The sequence below is a fragment of the Sphingobacterium alkalisoli genome (genome assembly GCF_005049105.1).
Classification (GTDB): Bacteria; Bacteroidota; Bacteroidia; order Sphingobacteriales; family Sphingobacteriaceae; genus Sphingobacterium; species Sphingobacterium alkalisoli.
Genome location: NZ_SUKA01000004.1, coordinates 68,123 through 83,135, shown reverse-complemented (window position 1 = coordinate 83,135; position 15,013 = coordinate 68,123). Strand labels below are relative to the sequence as shown.

The window sequence follows — 15,013 nt, the reverse complement described above, 5'->3', positions numbered from 1 at the left end:
TTAATTTATGGGATTAATATCCCTGTTACTATTTATTAATTCTATTATTGGGGCAATCGACGATTGAGGAAGACTGCATGTTTTATTCCGACAAAGGTAGGCTTTTGAGTCCACACCTTGTCTACTTTTTAACAACGGAAGTGTACTTTTTGTTCCCCCTAATGTTATTTTATTTGGAATATACGATTTATCGAGCTCTTTTCGCCACTCCAGTGCGTCCGCTCCGGTCAGTGCTATTTCATTCGTTCCGAAATGGTGTTCCACTAATTGGATTGCCCAATTCGAATAAGCTGATCCGTAGCTTTTGATGTGTGGAAAGACATTTGCAAACACCTGATCGGCAATGGCGGTATAATTTTCATCGTCGAATAACAAGCCTAATTTATACAACTGCCGTACCAAAGTAGACGTGGAAGCCGGAATCACATTGTCCATGATTTCGCTCTTACGGGCAATAAGTTGTTCGGCATCTGATCCAGTATAGTAAAACGTCTTATTCTCCTTGTCGTAAAAAAAGGAAATCGCCAGATCGGCCAGTGCCTTACTCTCCATCAGCCACTTTTCATCGAAGGTGGCTTCATATAATGCAATATAGGCTTCAATCGTAAATGCATAATCATCCAGAAAACCGGTTATTTTGCGGTTGTGATCTGCAGGCTGATGTAGCAATACATCGTTCTCCATACAGTTGTCTGCGATAAAGTGTCCAATACCTAAAGCGAGGTTGAGATAACGGTCTTCGTCAAACACACGGTAGGCATCCACAAGGCCTTTTAAAAGCAATGCATTCCAGGTAGTCAACTGCTTATTGTCCAACCCCGGTCTTATTCGCTTTGAACGGTACGAGAGAAGCTTGCTTTTTATCTCTTTGAGATATAGGTCCCATTCTTCAGCTCTAAATCCAGCCTCGGTAATGAAGGTTTGGTCCCCAATATTTACAAATGGGATATTTGTATTTTCTTCTGCCCAATTCCCTGTTTTTACAATATTAAAATATGAACGGAAAAGATCGGCGTCATCGCCTAAAATGTCAAATTCGGTATAATCGAATGTATAGAATTTGCCTTCGACGCCTTCGCTGTCGGCATCCAGTGCACTGTAGAAGCCACCATTTGAAGCAAGCATTTCCCGTTCGGCCCAGGTAACCGTTTCTTCCACGATGCGTTTATACAATGTTGTCGGTTTTTGTTGATAAGCTTCGCTGTAGAGGCTTATCAGTTGTCCGTTGTCGTAAAGCATTTTTTCGAAATGAGGCACATGCCACTGTCCGTCGACCGAATAACGGGCAAAGCCTCCGCCGATCTGGTCATAGATGCCGCCATTTGCTAATTTTTCTAATGTAAAATGTACATGTTCTAGTATAACGTCGTCTTCAGCCAGTACGGCATACCGAAGTAGAAATAGCCAATTGTTGGGTAATGGGAATTTAGGCGCTCTTTGATAACCGCCATCTTTGAAGTCGAATTGCTCTTTCCAGGGAAGTATAACCGATTTTAGATCCAATAAGGAATATTGTTCAGGAATAGGTAAAATAGGTAGTTTTTCGGCTTTATGTATCCCCGACGTCAGCCGTTGTGCATAATCCAACGCAACCTCAGGCGTTTCTTCCCACATCTGAGCAATCTGGAGGAGCACATTCTGCCAATCTTGGGGTCTGAAATAAGTACCACCATATATCGGTCTTCCGTCGGGTAGACATATACAATTTAATGGCCAACCACCTGAATTGGTCATGAGCTGAACGGCAATCATATAAATCTGATCAATATCGGGGCGCTCTTCACGATCAATTTTTATTGGCACGTAGAATTTATTCATGGTTTGGGCTATGGCGTCGTTTTCGAAGCTTTCCCGCTCCATTACATGGCACCAGTGGCAGGCGGAATAGCCTATGCTCACTAAGATAAGCTTGTTTTCATTTTTTGCTTTTGCTAATGCTTCGGGACCCCATGGCATCCAATCTACGGGATTGTGCGCATGTTGCTTAAGATAAGGTGAGGTTTCGTGCTGTAGTTTATTTGCCATAAAGAATTAAAGGTACGAAAATGGGGACCATTATGTGTAACATCGGTCGCGAATTTTCCGGTTCGTCCATTTGGATATGATCCAATGGGTTATATAACAACTAACAGCGTATTGCGATTATAGTTTTCAGCATTTTTTGTTATTGTCCGTCTAAAACGGTTTTCAAATTTCCTGTACTTCCAGCTAAGGATGCAAAGTCCACTTCGTTTTCGAGTCCAATAATAGCGACATTAGCCGTTAAGAGATCAACCTGACTATCGCACAGGTAGTTCGTCAGATCTGACAAACCGGGGTTGTGGCCAAAGACCCAAATTGATTCGTATGAACCGGTAAGGTTATTTATCACCCGAAGGATGTCCAGGTAGTGCGCTTCATAAATATTTATTTCCATTTGGATCTTTTCTGCCGGATATCCCAGAATGGAACAGAAGATTTCGGCTGTTTGTATGGCGCGATTCGCTGGTGATGATATTACTAATGTTTTTTCGTTGACAGTTACTAGCGGGGCTAGTTCCGTCGCGATTCGGTGCGCCCGTTCTTTTCCTTTGTTGATCAAATCACGATTAAAATCTCTTTTAGAAAGGGAATGATCTTCCGCCTTGGCATGGCGTACAATATAGATTGATTTTGTTTCCATTATTAAATTTAGCAAAATTTAATAAGGTTTTCAGTTTTTTTTGTATATCATGTGATAAAGGTCAAAACCATCTGCCCAATAATCTTTATGAACTTCGTTTACGATAAACTCGTTTTTCTCGTAAAATTTGAATGCGAATTGAGATGTTCTTACTAAAATACGCTCTATGCTGCTGATTGATTTTAATAGGACAATGCGGTGTTGAAGCAATTTGCGTCCTATACCGAAGCCCTGAAAATCTGGGTGAATAATATCCCAACTAATTTTACCGATTTTATGGTTATTCTCAAAATTAATACCTCCTGCGCCAACTATTATTCCGTCTAGTTCGACGACAAAATACTGCTCGATCTCCGTATCCAGGTATTTGTTGAAGTCGGCATATTCGCTTTCTGCAAAGTGTTTTGGTGTATTTAGCATTAGAAGTTCTAAAAGCCGACTTTTATCGCTTGCGAGGTATTGTCTTATCTTGATATTGTCCATAAGTTAAACCAATATACAAAACAAAAACACACCTCGCAAAAGATAAGAAGTATGCAACAGAGTTCTTCTTGTTCAACTTAACCCGTTGACATAGATAATGTGAGGTCGGTTATAAAGGTAAGGCCGGTCGTGGTAATGGCTTTTACCGTTATTTTATAACTGCCTGCCTGAAGCGAATCGTCTTTTTTCACTTTCACGCTACCGGTTTCCATATTTATTTCGAAGATACCATCTTTATTTTCAAATGTTTGCCCGTCTTTTTCAATCGAAATGATAGCAAAGGTGGATTTATATTTCTCCGGATATAAAGTTGGTGCGGCAGACAAATAACCATTAGACAGCCCAATATGAAGAAAATCATGGCGAATGGTCAAGTTATATTCGGGGTAATAGATGCCGTAAAAGAATTTGATCTGTGGAATAAATATGACCCTAAATGTAGTCGAAGCAATCGTAAAACCATCTTTCTGTAGCGCAGGTGAAAGATCATACTCCATTTCGGCTTTCTGGGCGGGATCGCCCGCTGTGCTAGCGAACTGGATTTGATTGCCTTCCAGTTGAACTATTCCCTCTTCACCGGCTGGGTTTGGTAAATACCAGGTAGTTCCTGCAGAAGCTATCGCTGGAGCCTCCAATTCAAAGTCCGCCCCTTTATCACTATACAGTACATAAGCATAGGAAAGCTCTCCTGTATGTTCGTGCCCTTTTATCCCCACCTTGCCGGGGCTCACTCTGACTGATATGGTCTGCTCACCTATGGTAGAACCGTTCGAAGCAGATGCAATAACCGTAAGTTGATAGTTTTCCGGGATGCGTACGCCACTGATCGAAGACACAGATCCGTTGGGGTATAATAGCGCGCTGTTGATGTATACTTTCCCTTCTTGATCGTCGATACGGATAGCGCCGTTCAACTTATCATGTAGTCTACTCGACGCGTTGATCTGTATATTTTCGGTTTTACTAAATTCGACCTTTAGGGAAAGATTTCCCTGCTCGGTAAAGGTAGAAGGTAAGGTAAGCGTTTTCTCCTCGCCATAGCTTAGACTAATTTCTGCCGGTAATTCCAGTGCCTTTTCTACAGGAGGCGCTTGTTCATCCTTACTGCACGACGATGTAATGAGGAGTAATGTCGAGATACCGATAAAAAGCATCTTTCTGTTGTAGTGTTTGAGTTTCATATATGTTGTTTTTTTTGCGAAGGTAGTGAGATGTTTTAAATAAAGCAACATAGTTGCATTATTGTTTTGTTTTTATATTTTTGCAGCAATTAATAGCAAATACATATTTTAAGTCAATCATACGATGGAACAAAGCTTTTTACTTAACGTGCTTCTCTTGGGGACATTCTGCTCTATTTCCAATGTGACTGAAGCCCAGGAAAAGACCGGCCGGGATAGCGTCGACAACATCAAACTGCCCACTGCGGTTGTTGTTGGATACAAACCATCTAAGGGAAATGTTACCTCTATCGACCGCGTAACTTTAGATCGGGTGCAGTCGCGTACATTGGGCGAAGCACTTAGCTATACGCCCGGAGTACAAAACGCTTATTTCGGTCCTAACTCCGGTACGCCGATGATCCGGAGCCTAAGTGGCAATCGGGTCAAAGTCTTATCTAATGGCTTATCCTTTCATGATTTATCGGGTATAACACCCAACGTAAATATTAATGTTGATATGGATAACCTTTTAGGCATAGATGTCTACAAAGGAGGTGCTAGCGTATTATATGGAGGTAAGGCTATTGGAGGTGCAGTAAATATGCGCGATAATACCATTCCCGAATTTATGTTTCCGAATACATGGTATGGTCGGGCTACCGTAGAAGCCGGAACAAACAGTGGTAATAGACAGGCGGTAGATGTGAATGGTAATTTGGGCAAGCGATGGGCGTGGCATATCGGCGGAATGAACCAGCAGAACAACGATCTGCGTATACCGGGGAATACCAAAGCACCAATTGCTTACGACCCAGCCATTGATCATCTTACCCAGGCAATGGCCCAGGTTCATGTAGATTCAGAAACAATACGCAACCTAAGCTTATATCCCTATCTAAGCCAGTTCGTTTTGGATTATATGAGTGATCCCCGCTGGGATCTTTCCGAGGCAGATCTTTACACCTTTCAGGATCACTCCGTGATCGGTGGTGTACGGATACCCAACCCAATAAATGATAAGTATGTAGCTGGACAAGATCCCAGCACCCCGCTCTCGACTACCATTGTAAAAGGTATTTCCGATTATGCGCCGGTAAAAAAAGGCATCATGCCCAACAGCCATTCGGAAAGCCGGGCAGTGAATGTGGGAAGCAGCTATATTCGCAGTAACTATCGGATCGGGGTAGGTTACCGGGCGTCAGAAGGTTATTATGGAATACCCGGATTTGCCCTGGCGACGATACCAAAGCATACACATGAGCCTGTAGCGCAAGCACCTGAATATGCACCGATTAATACGAGAGCCCTGTCACATAGTTTGCTCTTCGAATCGGTTTATCGACCAGCATCGTCGATGATCACGGGTGTGAAGTTAAACTATGTGTTCCAGTATGCCGATGACCGTGAGCTGGTTGGCATCTACCGGGTAAACAAATTCAATACCAACAGGCATACGTTCCGTACCGAAGTGGAACAACAGGTCTTGAAGTTTTGGAAGGGTATGAGCGGCCTTGATTTTTCTCATTTGAAAATAGATGGCGATGGTGTACAACGGTATATTCCCAATAACCAAAGCCGTGAAGTGGGCGCTTTCACCCTGCAAAAACTGGACTTCAATCCTCTCGTGGTCAATGTCGGTTATCGGCACGACTGGGTGGGCCGGCGGGCGATACGCGACGCCACGTATAAAACCAGTCGTGGAATGGCGGGTGGAAAACTCTCTGCTAGAGATTTTCATTTAAATCACTTTACGGGCGACCTGAGGTGGAACGTATGGAAGATAGCCTATCTAGAGGGGTCGGTTAGTCATGCAGAGCGTGCGCCAGATGTCAACGAGCTGTATGCCGGAAATAATCACTTTGCTATCTTAGTTGAAGAAAACGGCGATGATCGGCTACCCAAAGAAATTGCACGTTCATATGAACTGGGCGGTGGATTGCAATACAAAGGACTGCATTTTAACGCGACTTACTACCAGACAACTTTTGAGAATTACTTGTACCTAGCGCATACCGGTATCTCGCGATCCGGGGGCTTTTTGGTTAAGGAATGGAGAGCATCAGACACCGAAATTAATGGCATGGAAACGCAGCTTGGATACAAACATAGCTGGAAGAAAGGCCGGAGCTGGGAAATATCCACTTATTTTGATTTGGTTAAGAACAGGAATACGGCCGATGATAGTATGCGGCAGTGGGCGGAAGGCGACTACATGCCTAATTTGCCTACCAGTCGATATGGTCTTTCGATGGGCGCTCTGCTAAATCGCTTTGCAGTTTTTTGTTCATTTGATCGTTATCTCGAACAACGTTATCTCGGAAAGAACATCAACCCCGAACCTCCTATGCCGGCCTACTCCTTACTCGCTGCTCGTATAAGCTACCCGATGCAGATAGTTGGATATACCATCGAATGGTATGCATATGGAAACAACTTACTTGATGTGGAAGCCCGTCCGCAGAATTCGTTCTTAAAGTATCTGGCGCCGCTTCCTAGCCGGAATATTTCCTTAGGGATCAAAGTTGTTATATAGCGTTGGATGTTAAATGCTTGATAAAGTGTGCTGCTGTTTATGAGAAAAAGACTGACGTGATTGTAACGTAAAAGTCAAATTCTATTTAATTGTAATAGTTTTTGTTACAGTTAAGAAAAATGCCCTTATCTTTGTCTCATCATGAACAACACACGATTTGCAACTGCAGTACATATCTTGACGATTTTGGCGGATAGTCCAGAAGAGTGGGTCAATTCGGATTGGATTGCAGGCAGTATCAACATCAATCCTGCCATGGTGCGGAAGGAGTTGAGTGTATTGCAAGAAAGGGGAATGGTAGTGGGGCGTAAAGGCAAAGAAGGGGGATCTAGGTTAAATAAATCAAGTAAAGAAATTTCGCTAGCTGATGTATATTGCGCTGTTAAAAATTCGGAAGTCCTGGGGAAGAAAAATCTCAATCCAAGTCCTAAGTGTCCTGTTGGTAAAGATATTAATAAGGAATTGGCGATACTCTTTTCAGCAACAGACCAGTTGGTTATGGATTCACTGAGCGGAAAAACCTTGGAAGATTTCGCGCGAAAATTCCGTTGATTTTTTTTAGTCTAAAATGTAACAAAGTTTATTACAAATAAAAATGAAACCGAGACGTAAATAACATTGACGCAGAGGACAATCGTTATTCACATCGAGGTCTCATCAACCATAAAAAAAATAATTAGATGAAAATTGGAATTACAGGAGCTACTGGACAACTAGGTCGTTTGGTAGTCGAAAAATTGAAAGAAAGAACAAGTGCAGACTCTTTAGTCGCATTAGTGCGTAATCCGGAGAAGGCTTCAGATTTAGGTATTGAAGGTCGGGCATTTGACTACAACGAGTCAGCGGAATTAGCAGCTTCGTTAAATGGTATCGATCATTTGCTACTTATCTCAAGCAATGAGATTGGTCAGCGCAGCATACAGCATCAAAATGTAATCCATGCAGCGAAAGAAGCTGGAGTTAAATGGATTGTATATACCAGTTTACTTCATGCGGACACGTCGTCTTTAGTTCTGGCTGAGGAACATCTAGCAACAGAGGAAGCCTTAGCTGCATCCGGGATAGCGTACACCATTTTACGTAATGGCTGGTATACGGAGAATTATACCGCATCTATTCCAGGTGCCTTAGCAGGTGGCGCACTAATCGGCAGTGCCGCAGAAGGTAAAATAGCGTCTGCGACACGGACGGATTATGCCGAAGCTGCAGCGGTCGTGTTAATTGATCAATCGCATAGCGGCAAGGTGTATGAGCTAGCTGGAGATACGGCATATACATTGGCAGATTTAGCAGCTGAGATTTCTCTTCAAACAGGAAAGGAGATTCCTTATCGTAATTTATCGGAAGCGGATTATGCTGAGGCTTTAAAAGGCTTTGGTCTCCCAGGAGGTGTAGCAGCGATGTATGCTTCCTTCGATGTAGGGGCAGCGAATAATGATTTGTATGATGATTCGAGACAGCTCTCAGCCCTAATCGGACATCCAACCACATCGCTAACAGAAGCGGTAAAAGAAGCGTTAGCGTAAGCGTTAATGATGCTGGGCGTTTTTGAACCGAATGGCGAATCGATCTTTATAATCGATTCGCCATAGTTTTTTCATTTTTATATTTTAGAATTAGCACAAACAAGACAAGGCTTCGGTATGCTACCATAGTGATAGGAAAGAGGTATATGCTACTATTCGCAACCTCGGTTGTCTTATTGCAGGATGCCCTACTAGAATTCAGGCAAGCTGTCACTGAGGCAAGTTACCCGGACAAAAGGGCGATATTGATTCGCGCGTAAAAGCAGACTGCATTACAGGATATTGTTCGTTTATTATCTTTCTACGTAAGCAAGATAGCTAAAGAAGATGAAGGTATCATCCTTGCTGCCGGTTTTATACCGTCAAAAGAGCCTCAACGCATTGGGGCTACACCAAAGCCGAAAAATTTAAGGGCCATCCCGGAGATCGGCTCGAACCATGTAGAGCTGCGTATAAAACCTTGGAAACCGGCCCGGGTATACCAGTTTGAGTATCGCAAAGAGGAAGAACAAGCGAAATGGCAAGTCTATCTTAGTATGAAATCCAGCTGTACCATTGAAAAGTTTACAGCATATGAGTTCAGAGTGGCACATGTATCGGCTGACCCCAACAGGATTTATAGTAATGTGATTAGTTGTTATTTAGTCTAGGAGAGAAGAGGTATATACAATAGGGTGTAGTTACATTTTATATAAGAATACAGCATCTGTGCTCCCCGATATGGATTTAATCCTTCCGGCTTTCTCGTTATCAAATCTATCAAAAAAAGTTATTCGAAGCGTGCCTACCGCTTTTAGTTTACCTACGAGTGTTTTATCATCAAAGACGTCGTAATAACTGATATTGATGTCGCCGACCGACTTTATTTTTCCCTTGAGTTCGCTGCGATCGAAGGTGTCATAATAGGTGATAACCGTGCTGTTGATTGATTTTAGACGGCCACGGAGTTCAGCACGATCAAAATTGTCGTAGTAATCGAAAGTAATGTCGCCTATTTGTTTTATCTTTCCTTGTTTAGTGACATTATCAAAGCGGTCGTAGTAGTCGGCATCTGTATACTGCCCATGGTTAATCGGGTGTCTATCAGTTGACCGATGTTATTAACACAGAATATGATATTATTCACTCTGATCCCCATTGTAAGGTCTTTGTTAGACATGAAATGAGTTGAGCTTACTTGAGCGGAGGATTGCGTCGCAGATAATATAGAGAACAATACGATAATGAATAGCTTGAAATGAGTTGGATTCATGAGAACTTTTTGTTGTTAGACGATAATGGAATCGCGAAGGTTTATTTTAATGAATGAAAAAGGAGCTTTTTACGCCAACTGTTTTGTTACCTTTTGTAGAATTTTGTTGGTTAAGAAAGGTGGGAAATTGTTTCGATGTAAGAAGTTAAATAGCCATGCTATCTTTTCATTTTTTCTAATCGTTTTTTTATCCACCTGATCCCACACCTCAAAAGTTACGTAATGGAATCCCATTTCTTTCAGTACATATAAAGATTCTTCGTTAGGTTGATTTCCAAATAGCTGACTTCCGTGTCGATAGGATTTGATTTTTTCCATGGTATTTTTCCGTACGGTTACTTGATCGGGAAAATGGACTAATGCGAAATTGCCATAGGTTTCATATTCAGAAAACCCGGAGAAGGGGAGCTGCTTTTCATCAATGCTCTCTAAGACAAGCAATGGCCATGGTTGTACTAACGATTTCTTTTGAAAAGATTCGATCAACAAACGCATTGTTTTTTTAGATACCATAAGGTGCTCGCTGATAAAAGAATTAGTTGCTATCCGCGGAATACCAAGTAAACGGTATAAGGTGTCGAAGTAAGGCTGGTGATGCTCTTCCCCCGGGTGGATCCAAACCGAATGCTGATCTTTAAAGAAATTGATAGGCGCTAGGGGAACCGTATCTGCATCCCATATCAGATAATACGCAGTATTTACTAATTTGTGCGCTTCCATCTTGAGGAACTGTTGAAAATACCACCCCGATCTTTTATCGTCTCCTAATCTCTGCAGCATATATTGTGAAATGGAATGGAAGTTAAAACTATCAAACAGCGTGTTTTCGTCAACTAAAGCTAAGATAGGAATTTCTGCTTTTAGGGCTGTGAACTGCTGGAAATACCTCGGGTTGATGATTACGATAATGCGCTGTATGTCGAATAGTCTATATAAATATCTAATTGTCGTTTTTGCGATCTCTAGATGTTGTGGACCTATACAAACCACGATTTCATAAGATGTCGGAAGAGGAGTTCGGGTATTCATTGTACACATTGTTCCTGAACCTTAAAAAGTAATAAATGAGGGTAAAATCATTCCGGAAGTGTCTAAATTTGGAACATTTATCCATTTGTTAGGACTTACGGTTATTTTCGAAGGGTTTTGATTTAACCAAGCAGCCCACCAGCTAAATGAACTATTTGCTATAATATTGTGAGTGCAAAAACTCATCAGTTGCATATCCCTGAAGCTATCTTTTCCTATATTCCAATCGATAAATTGAGCATTCAGATCCCGAAAGTTTTGTTTGCACCAGGTTATATCGTTGGAGAAAAAAATAAATAGAGGCTCTTCCAATTTGTTTTTCATGTAGGTGATACTTTTCTGATAATATTCATTCGTACATATACCTCCTAAGGTAACATGATCATTGTAATCTCCCCGCCGTACGTGCACAGACACTGTATTGGAATGATTTTGAATAATGGATTTAATGGTACTATTTTTTTCGTCTTCCATTATAGGAAATAGGAAACTTGCCCGTATTTGATCTTCTACAAGATTTATATATGCGACATTTTGCCAATACCCGTTATAATATTGAGATTGCTTGTTCTTCAATAGATGTTCATGAAATTGAAACTCTGGGCTATCTTCCCAATACGCTGTTCGGGTGCCCGCAATCCGCCTTAACTTACGCCAGATCCATTTTCGGTTGGTAGGGAGCAATAAATTTAGTTCGAAATTAGTTGCTCGGTTCAGCTTTATAGGAAATATATCTTCTAATTCAAATCCATTATGTATTTCGTGTAGATTATATTCTCCTAAATCAGCTTTGACGTGCTTAAATTTTTTAGCAAGCGTCAGGTAGAATGCGTATTGAAACATTTGATTTCCCAGACCACCTACAAATTTGACAATTTTCATTTCTTTATTCTGAATAAATATTTCAATGATAGCTTAAATGTTTTTCTTATTTGCTTGAACGTAACATACTCCCATTTAAAAATAGGTTTTTTGAAGAGTAAAAAGAAGGCTTTAGATTCACTTTTTAATCGAACGACATCATACCATTGTTGAAATATTAACCTGCCAAACAAATCAGAATTGTATAAATTCAGTTTTAGGTTTTGTTCAATGAGTAAGCAATAGAAATCTGCAAAATATGCAACAGAATAATCTAACTTTCGAATGTCACTAATCAGGATATGGAGATATTCTATTTTGTCTGGTATGTGCAGCGCTTTTAACTGTTTTGCTTTTATCGGAAAAAGCTCACGGTGTTCATCAGAATGTCCAGTTTTGGATATATTGGTAGGATGTTTTCTGTATGCTACGAGGTATTCAGGTAAGTTATCGACCTTATATTGATGTGATATGCGTACGAAAAGGTCATAATCTTCTCCTAGTCCTTCGCTTTGATAACCTCCCATTTCTTTAAAAACAGCCGTCCGCATCATGACACTGGAATGCACGAATTTGTTTTTAAAAAATAATAACGCATGTACATTTTCGGATTGGTGAGGGATTTCCAATATTTCACCGGTTTCGTTTCCAAAGCTATCTATAATAACGGCTTTTCCGCCGAGTAAGGCAAGATCAGGCGTTTTCTCAAGATGACTGACCTGTTTTTCTAACCGGTCAGGAAAGGCGATGTCATCGCTGTCTAAAATTGCTAGATAGACTCCATTGGCTTCTTTTAAAGCTATATTTCTAGAGACAGATAGTCCCTGATTTGTGGGGTTTTGTATGCATTTTATTCGTTTGTCGTCGAAACTATCGATAATTTTCTGTGTATTATCCGTAGAGCCGTCGTTGACGATTATAAACTCGAAGTGAGAATAAGATTGTTTTAAAATGCTGTTTATTGCTTCACCGATATACGATGAGGAGTTATATGCTGTCATAAAGACAGTGACTAGTAAATTGTAGTTTCTATCTGTCAAAATCTGTTTGTCTTACTCATCAAAATGGGGCTAAATATAGTAACTTTTTGATAAGGTGTAACTATAGCTCTTACACAATTATCAATAAGCTTTTTACGCAGATAAGATGTACTATTCTCGACGCGGAACCAGTATAACCATTGGAAATAATTACGTAATTTCGCGCTGAGAATGGAGAATTTAGTAAAGCGAACGGTTGAGGTTTCTGTCGTCATGCCTGTCTATAATACAGCGGATTTTTTGCAAGAGGCAATTGAAAGCGTTTTGAACCAAAGCCTTCAAGATCTTGAACTTATCTTGGTAAATGACGGTAGTACTGATGAATCGGATTTAATCTGTAAAGCATTTACTCTAAAGGATCAACGAATAAAATATCTTGATCAAGAAAATTCTGGAGTTTCTATAGCTAGAAACAAGGGGCTAGAAATGGCACGTGGAGAATATGTTTTTTTTATGGATTCAGATGATACCATAGATAAAGGTTTTATAAAAAGTTCATATGATACTGCAAAAAGGAATAATAGCGATCTCGTCGTAATAGGTGACTATTTTTGTAAGCGGTTTCAAAAGGTAAGGGTGCTTTCCACTTGGGCGCAGATGTTACGTATGGATTTTCTGCGTAAATATCCGGAAGTGAGGTTCCCCGAAAATATCCAGCCGGGAGAAGACGGGGTATTTTCTCATCAACTTTTGTTATTGACAGATCATGTATCGCTTAATCCACAGGGGATATATAATTATAGACAACATCCGAATCAAAATCATAGTAAAATCAAAAAACAAAGTTGGAAAGTATTACGTCAGATTCCACTGTGGTTTGATATTCTAGTAAGATTTTATACTAAATATGATCCGCAAAAGTCGCATTCCTTACATTTAGCTCGTTTCGTAGAGCACGAACCATTTGAATTTAGGTATTTGGCGCTCGAATTGGATGATTCCCAGAAACAATATCTACACGGTTTGATTACAGATTTTATGTTTAAGCATGTCCTTCCTTATCTTCCAGAAAAAGATAAAGTAAAATTAAGTGTACCTTTTTTAGATTTTGTTTATTCATCCACCCATAATGAATTTGATAAGCGGTATTACAAATACGTTAAAAGTAGGCGGGTAATTAAGAAATTTTATTTGTTTTTAGTGCGATTTGTTCCACTGAGTGGTTTTAGAAGAAGTTTACGGAAGAAGGTTAATGCGAAATTTTAAGCGAATGAAAATACTATTGGTTCAACACGAGAGTTTCATTAATGGATCAGGAGGGACAGAGCGGATTTGCTGCTTTTTAGCTAATGGTTTCGTAACTTTTGGCTGGCAGGTAGAGATTGCTACTAACGAGAATATTGAAGGAGATCCCATATTTCCCTTGGATGAAAGAGTTGTCGTCACTAATATTTATGATAAAACAGCCATACAGAAAAAAATAAAGCCTTTAATTAATTACAGAGGAAAAAATCCATTGCTATGGATAAAGTATAAACTTCGTAAAAAATACGCAAAACTGTTCAATAAAGTGAGGTATGTACGGTATGGAGGCAAAGACGGCTTGCATGAATTTAATTTAAGCCATCGAAGTGAAGTCTGGAAATCTTATCTTGATCACACTCGACCTGATTTAATAGTAACAATGACCATCAGTTCTGTACTAGAATTGACTTACAAGAACAATATTAATATTCCTATTATTAACTCGACGAATGGACGACCTGACCACGATTATACCGATGTATTATGGTATAGAAGCGAGCTGGAAATGTCGTTGCTGAAGGATGCTTTTAAAAATTTAGCGGGTATTCAGGTACTATTTGATAGTTATCAAGATTTTTTACCACCCACGTTTAATGGCATAAGCCGAACTATTCCTAATCCTATATTGGATATGGGGGATACTAATGTGGTGGACCATTTAGAAGAGAAAGATAGATATAAAATTTTGCATCTGGGACGCTTGGTCGGCAGTCATAAACAGCAACATATAGCTATTGAAGCTTTCGGGGAAATAGCTCATAAGTATCCTGATTGGGATTTAGAATTTTGGGGCGAAGGAGAAGATTACGCTGTATTGTTCCAGAAAATAAAGGATGCAAATCTTGAAAATCGAATATTTTTAAAGGGATTTACAGATCAACCGTCGCAAGTCTTGCAACAAGGCGATATTTTTATTTTTCCTAGCAGACATGAAGGTTTTCCTTTAGCACTAGCAGAGGCGATGTATGTGGGGCTTCCTAGCGTGGGACTTACCGACTGTTGTGGTGTAAATGAAATGATTGAACACGGCAAAAATGGTTTTTTAGCCGCTGATCTAGCCGAAATGCGCAGTCATCTGGAGATGATGGTACAGGATAGCGGGCTGAGGCAACGAATGGGAATGAACGCTCATTTTGCAATTAGGAAACATACCCCTGAGCATATTTTATCCCAATGGAATGAACTGATTCAGACAGTTACACGTTCTTAAATAACGATT

Annotated in this window: 12 protein-coding genes; 5 read left to right on the top strand and 7 right to left on the bottom strand. The window is 40.4% G+C overall.

All coding sequences use genetic code 11. From position 1 onward, the window contains the following. The 4 genes from FAZ19_RS13575 to FAZ19_RS13560 form a co-directional block, all read right to left on the bottom strand. Positions 1-2,025: a thioredoxin domain-containing protein gene (locus FAZ19_RS13575; protein WP_136821296.1), complete on the bottom strand. Its 2,025-nt coding sequence runs from the start codon at positions 2,023-2,025 to the stop codon at positions 1-3. 139 nt (positions 2,026-2,164) lie between these two features. After that, the gene (locus tag FAZ19_RS13570; RefSeq protein WP_136821295.1) at positions 2,165-2,662 is read right to left on the bottom strand and encodes a SixA phosphatase family protein; all 498 of its coding nucleotides are present in this window, start codon (positions 2,660-2,662) and stop codon (positions 2,165-2,167) included. 30 nt (positions 2,663-2,692) lie between these two features. Continuing rightward, on the bottom strand, positions 2,693-3,145 hold the full coding sequence (locus FAZ19_RS13565) for a GNAT family N-acetyltransferase (RefSeq protein ID WP_136821294.1): 453 nt from the start codon (positions 3,143-3,145) through the stop codon (positions 2,693-2,695). A 77-nt stretch (positions 3,146-3,222) separates the two neighbouring features. Then, a complete protein-coding gene (locus FAZ19_RS13560; protein ID WP_136821293.1) occupies positions 3,223-4,326 on the bottom strand; it encodes a hypothetical protein in 1,104 nt (367 codons plus the stop codon). A gap of 124 nt (positions 4,327-4,450) precedes the next feature. On the opposite strand from FAZ19_RS13560, the gene FAZ19_RS13555 reads away from it, so the two are divergent. The 3 genes from FAZ19_RS13555 (at position 4,451) to FAZ19_RS13545 (ending at position 8,367) form a co-directional block, all read left to right on the top strand. Next, positions 4,451-6,841: a TonB-dependent receptor gene (locus FAZ19_RS13555; protein WP_136821292.1), complete on the top strand. Its 2,391-nt coding sequence runs from the start codon at positions 4,451-4,453 to the stop codon at positions 6,839-6,841. 141 nt (positions 6,842-6,982) lie between these two features. Further along, on the top strand, positions 6,983-7,393 hold the full coding sequence (locus tag FAZ19_RS13550; protein ID WP_136821291.1) for an Rrf2 family transcriptional regulator: 411 nt from the start codon (positions 6,983-6,985) through the stop codon (positions 7,391-7,393). 128 nt (positions 7,394-7,521) lie between these two features. Then, positions 7,522-8,367 carry an SDR family oxidoreductase gene (locus FAZ19_RS13545; RefSeq protein ID WP_136821290.1) on the top strand — a complete coding sequence of 282 codons (846 nt, stop codon included), beginning with the start codon at positions 7,522-7,524 and terminating at the stop codon, positions 8,365-8,367. A 1,321-nt stretch (positions 8,368-9,688) separates the two neighbouring features. Here FAZ19_RS13545 and FAZ19_RS13540 read toward each other — a convergent pair. The 3 genes from FAZ19_RS13540 to FAZ19_RS13530 are packed head-to-tail and all read right to left on the bottom strand — an operon-like array spanning position 9,689 to position 12,510. Continuing rightward, positions 9,689-10,648, bottom strand: coding sequence for a DUF6492 family protein (locus tag FAZ19_RS13540; RefSeq protein ID WP_136821289.1), 960 nt, complete (start codon positions 10,646-10,648; stop codon positions 9,689-9,691). Between the two features lie 21 nt (positions 10,649-10,669). Continuing rightward, complete coding sequence (locus FAZ19_RS13535) at positions 10,670-11,530, bottom strand: alpha-1,2-fucosyltransferase (protein ID WP_136821288.1); 861 nt, start codon at positions 11,528-11,530, stop codon at positions 10,670-10,672. Next, on the bottom strand, positions 11,527-12,510 hold the full coding sequence (locus tag FAZ19_RS13530) for a glycosyltransferase family 2 protein (protein ID WP_136821287.1): 984 nt from the start codon (positions 12,508-12,510) through the stop codon (positions 11,527-11,529). The genes FAZ19_RS13535 and FAZ19_RS13530 overlap by 4 nt, the downstream gene beginning before the upstream one ends. Positions 12,511-12,720: 210 nt before the next feature. Here FAZ19_RS13530 and FAZ19_RS13525 point away from each other — a divergent pair, with 210 nt between their 5' ends. Together FAZ19_RS13525 and FAZ19_RS13520 are read left to right on the top strand one after the other, a co-directional pair. Next, positions 12,721-13,755: a glycosyltransferase family 2 protein gene (locus FAZ19_RS13525; RefSeq protein ID WP_136821286.1), complete on the top strand. Its 1,035-nt coding sequence runs from the start codon at positions 12,721-12,723 to the stop codon at positions 13,753-13,755. A gap of 4 nt (positions 13,756-13,759) precedes the next feature. Further along, positions 13,760-15,004, top strand: coding sequence for a glycosyltransferase (locus FAZ19_RS13520; protein ID WP_136821285.1), 1,245 nt, complete (start codon positions 13,760-13,762; stop codon positions 15,002-15,004). The last annotated feature ends 9 nt before the right edge of the window (positions 15,005-15,013 follow it).

Bases quoted from the DNA above. Each gene is read 5' to 3' on its own strand.
- FAZ19_RS13540 (WP_136821289.1), bottom strand. From the start codon at position 10,648: ATGAATACCCGAACTCCTCTTCCGACATCTTATGAAATCGTGGTTTGT.
- FAZ19_RS13555 (WP_136821292.1), top strand. From the start codon at position 4,451: ATGGAACAAAGCTTTTTACTTAACGTGCTTCTCTTGGGGACATTCTGC.
- FAZ19_RS13550 (WP_136821291.1), top strand. From the start codon at position 6,983: ATGAACAACACACGATTTGCAACTGCAGTACATATCTTGACGATTTTG.
- FAZ19_RS13575 (WP_136821296.1), bottom strand. From the start codon at position 2,025: ATGGCAAATAAACTACAGCACGAAACCTCACCTTATCTTAAGCAACAT.
- FAZ19_RS13545 (WP_136821290.1), top strand. From the start codon at position 7,522: ATGAAAATTGGAATTACAGGAGCTACTGGACAACTAGGTCGTTTGGTA.
- FAZ19_RS13570 (WP_136821295.1), bottom strand. From the start codon at position 2,662: ATGGAAACAAAATCAATCTATATTGTACGCCATGCCAAGGCGGAAGAT.
- FAZ19_RS13560 (WP_136821293.1), bottom strand. From the start codon at position 4,326: ATGAAACTCAAACACTACAACAGAAAGATGCTTTTTATCGGTATCTCG.
- FAZ19_RS13565 (WP_136821294.1), bottom strand. From the start codon at position 3,145: ATGGACAATATCAAGATAAGACAATACCTCGCAAGCGATAAAAGTCGG.
- FAZ19_RS13520 (WP_136821285.1), top strand. From the start codon at position 13,760: ATGAAAATACTATTGGTTCAACACGAGAGTTTCATTAATGGATCAGGA.
- FAZ19_RS13530 (WP_136821287.1), bottom strand. From the start codon at position 12,510: ATGACAGCATATAACTCCTCATCGTATATCGGTGAAGCAATAAACAGC.
- FAZ19_RS13535 (WP_136821288.1), bottom strand. From the start codon at position 11,530: ATGAAAATTGTCAAATTTGTAGGTGGTCTGGGAAATCAAATGTTTCAA.
- FAZ19_RS13525 (WP_136821286.1), top strand. From the start codon at position 12,721: ATGGAGAATTTAGTAAAGCGAACGGTTGAGGTTTCTGTCGTCATGCCT.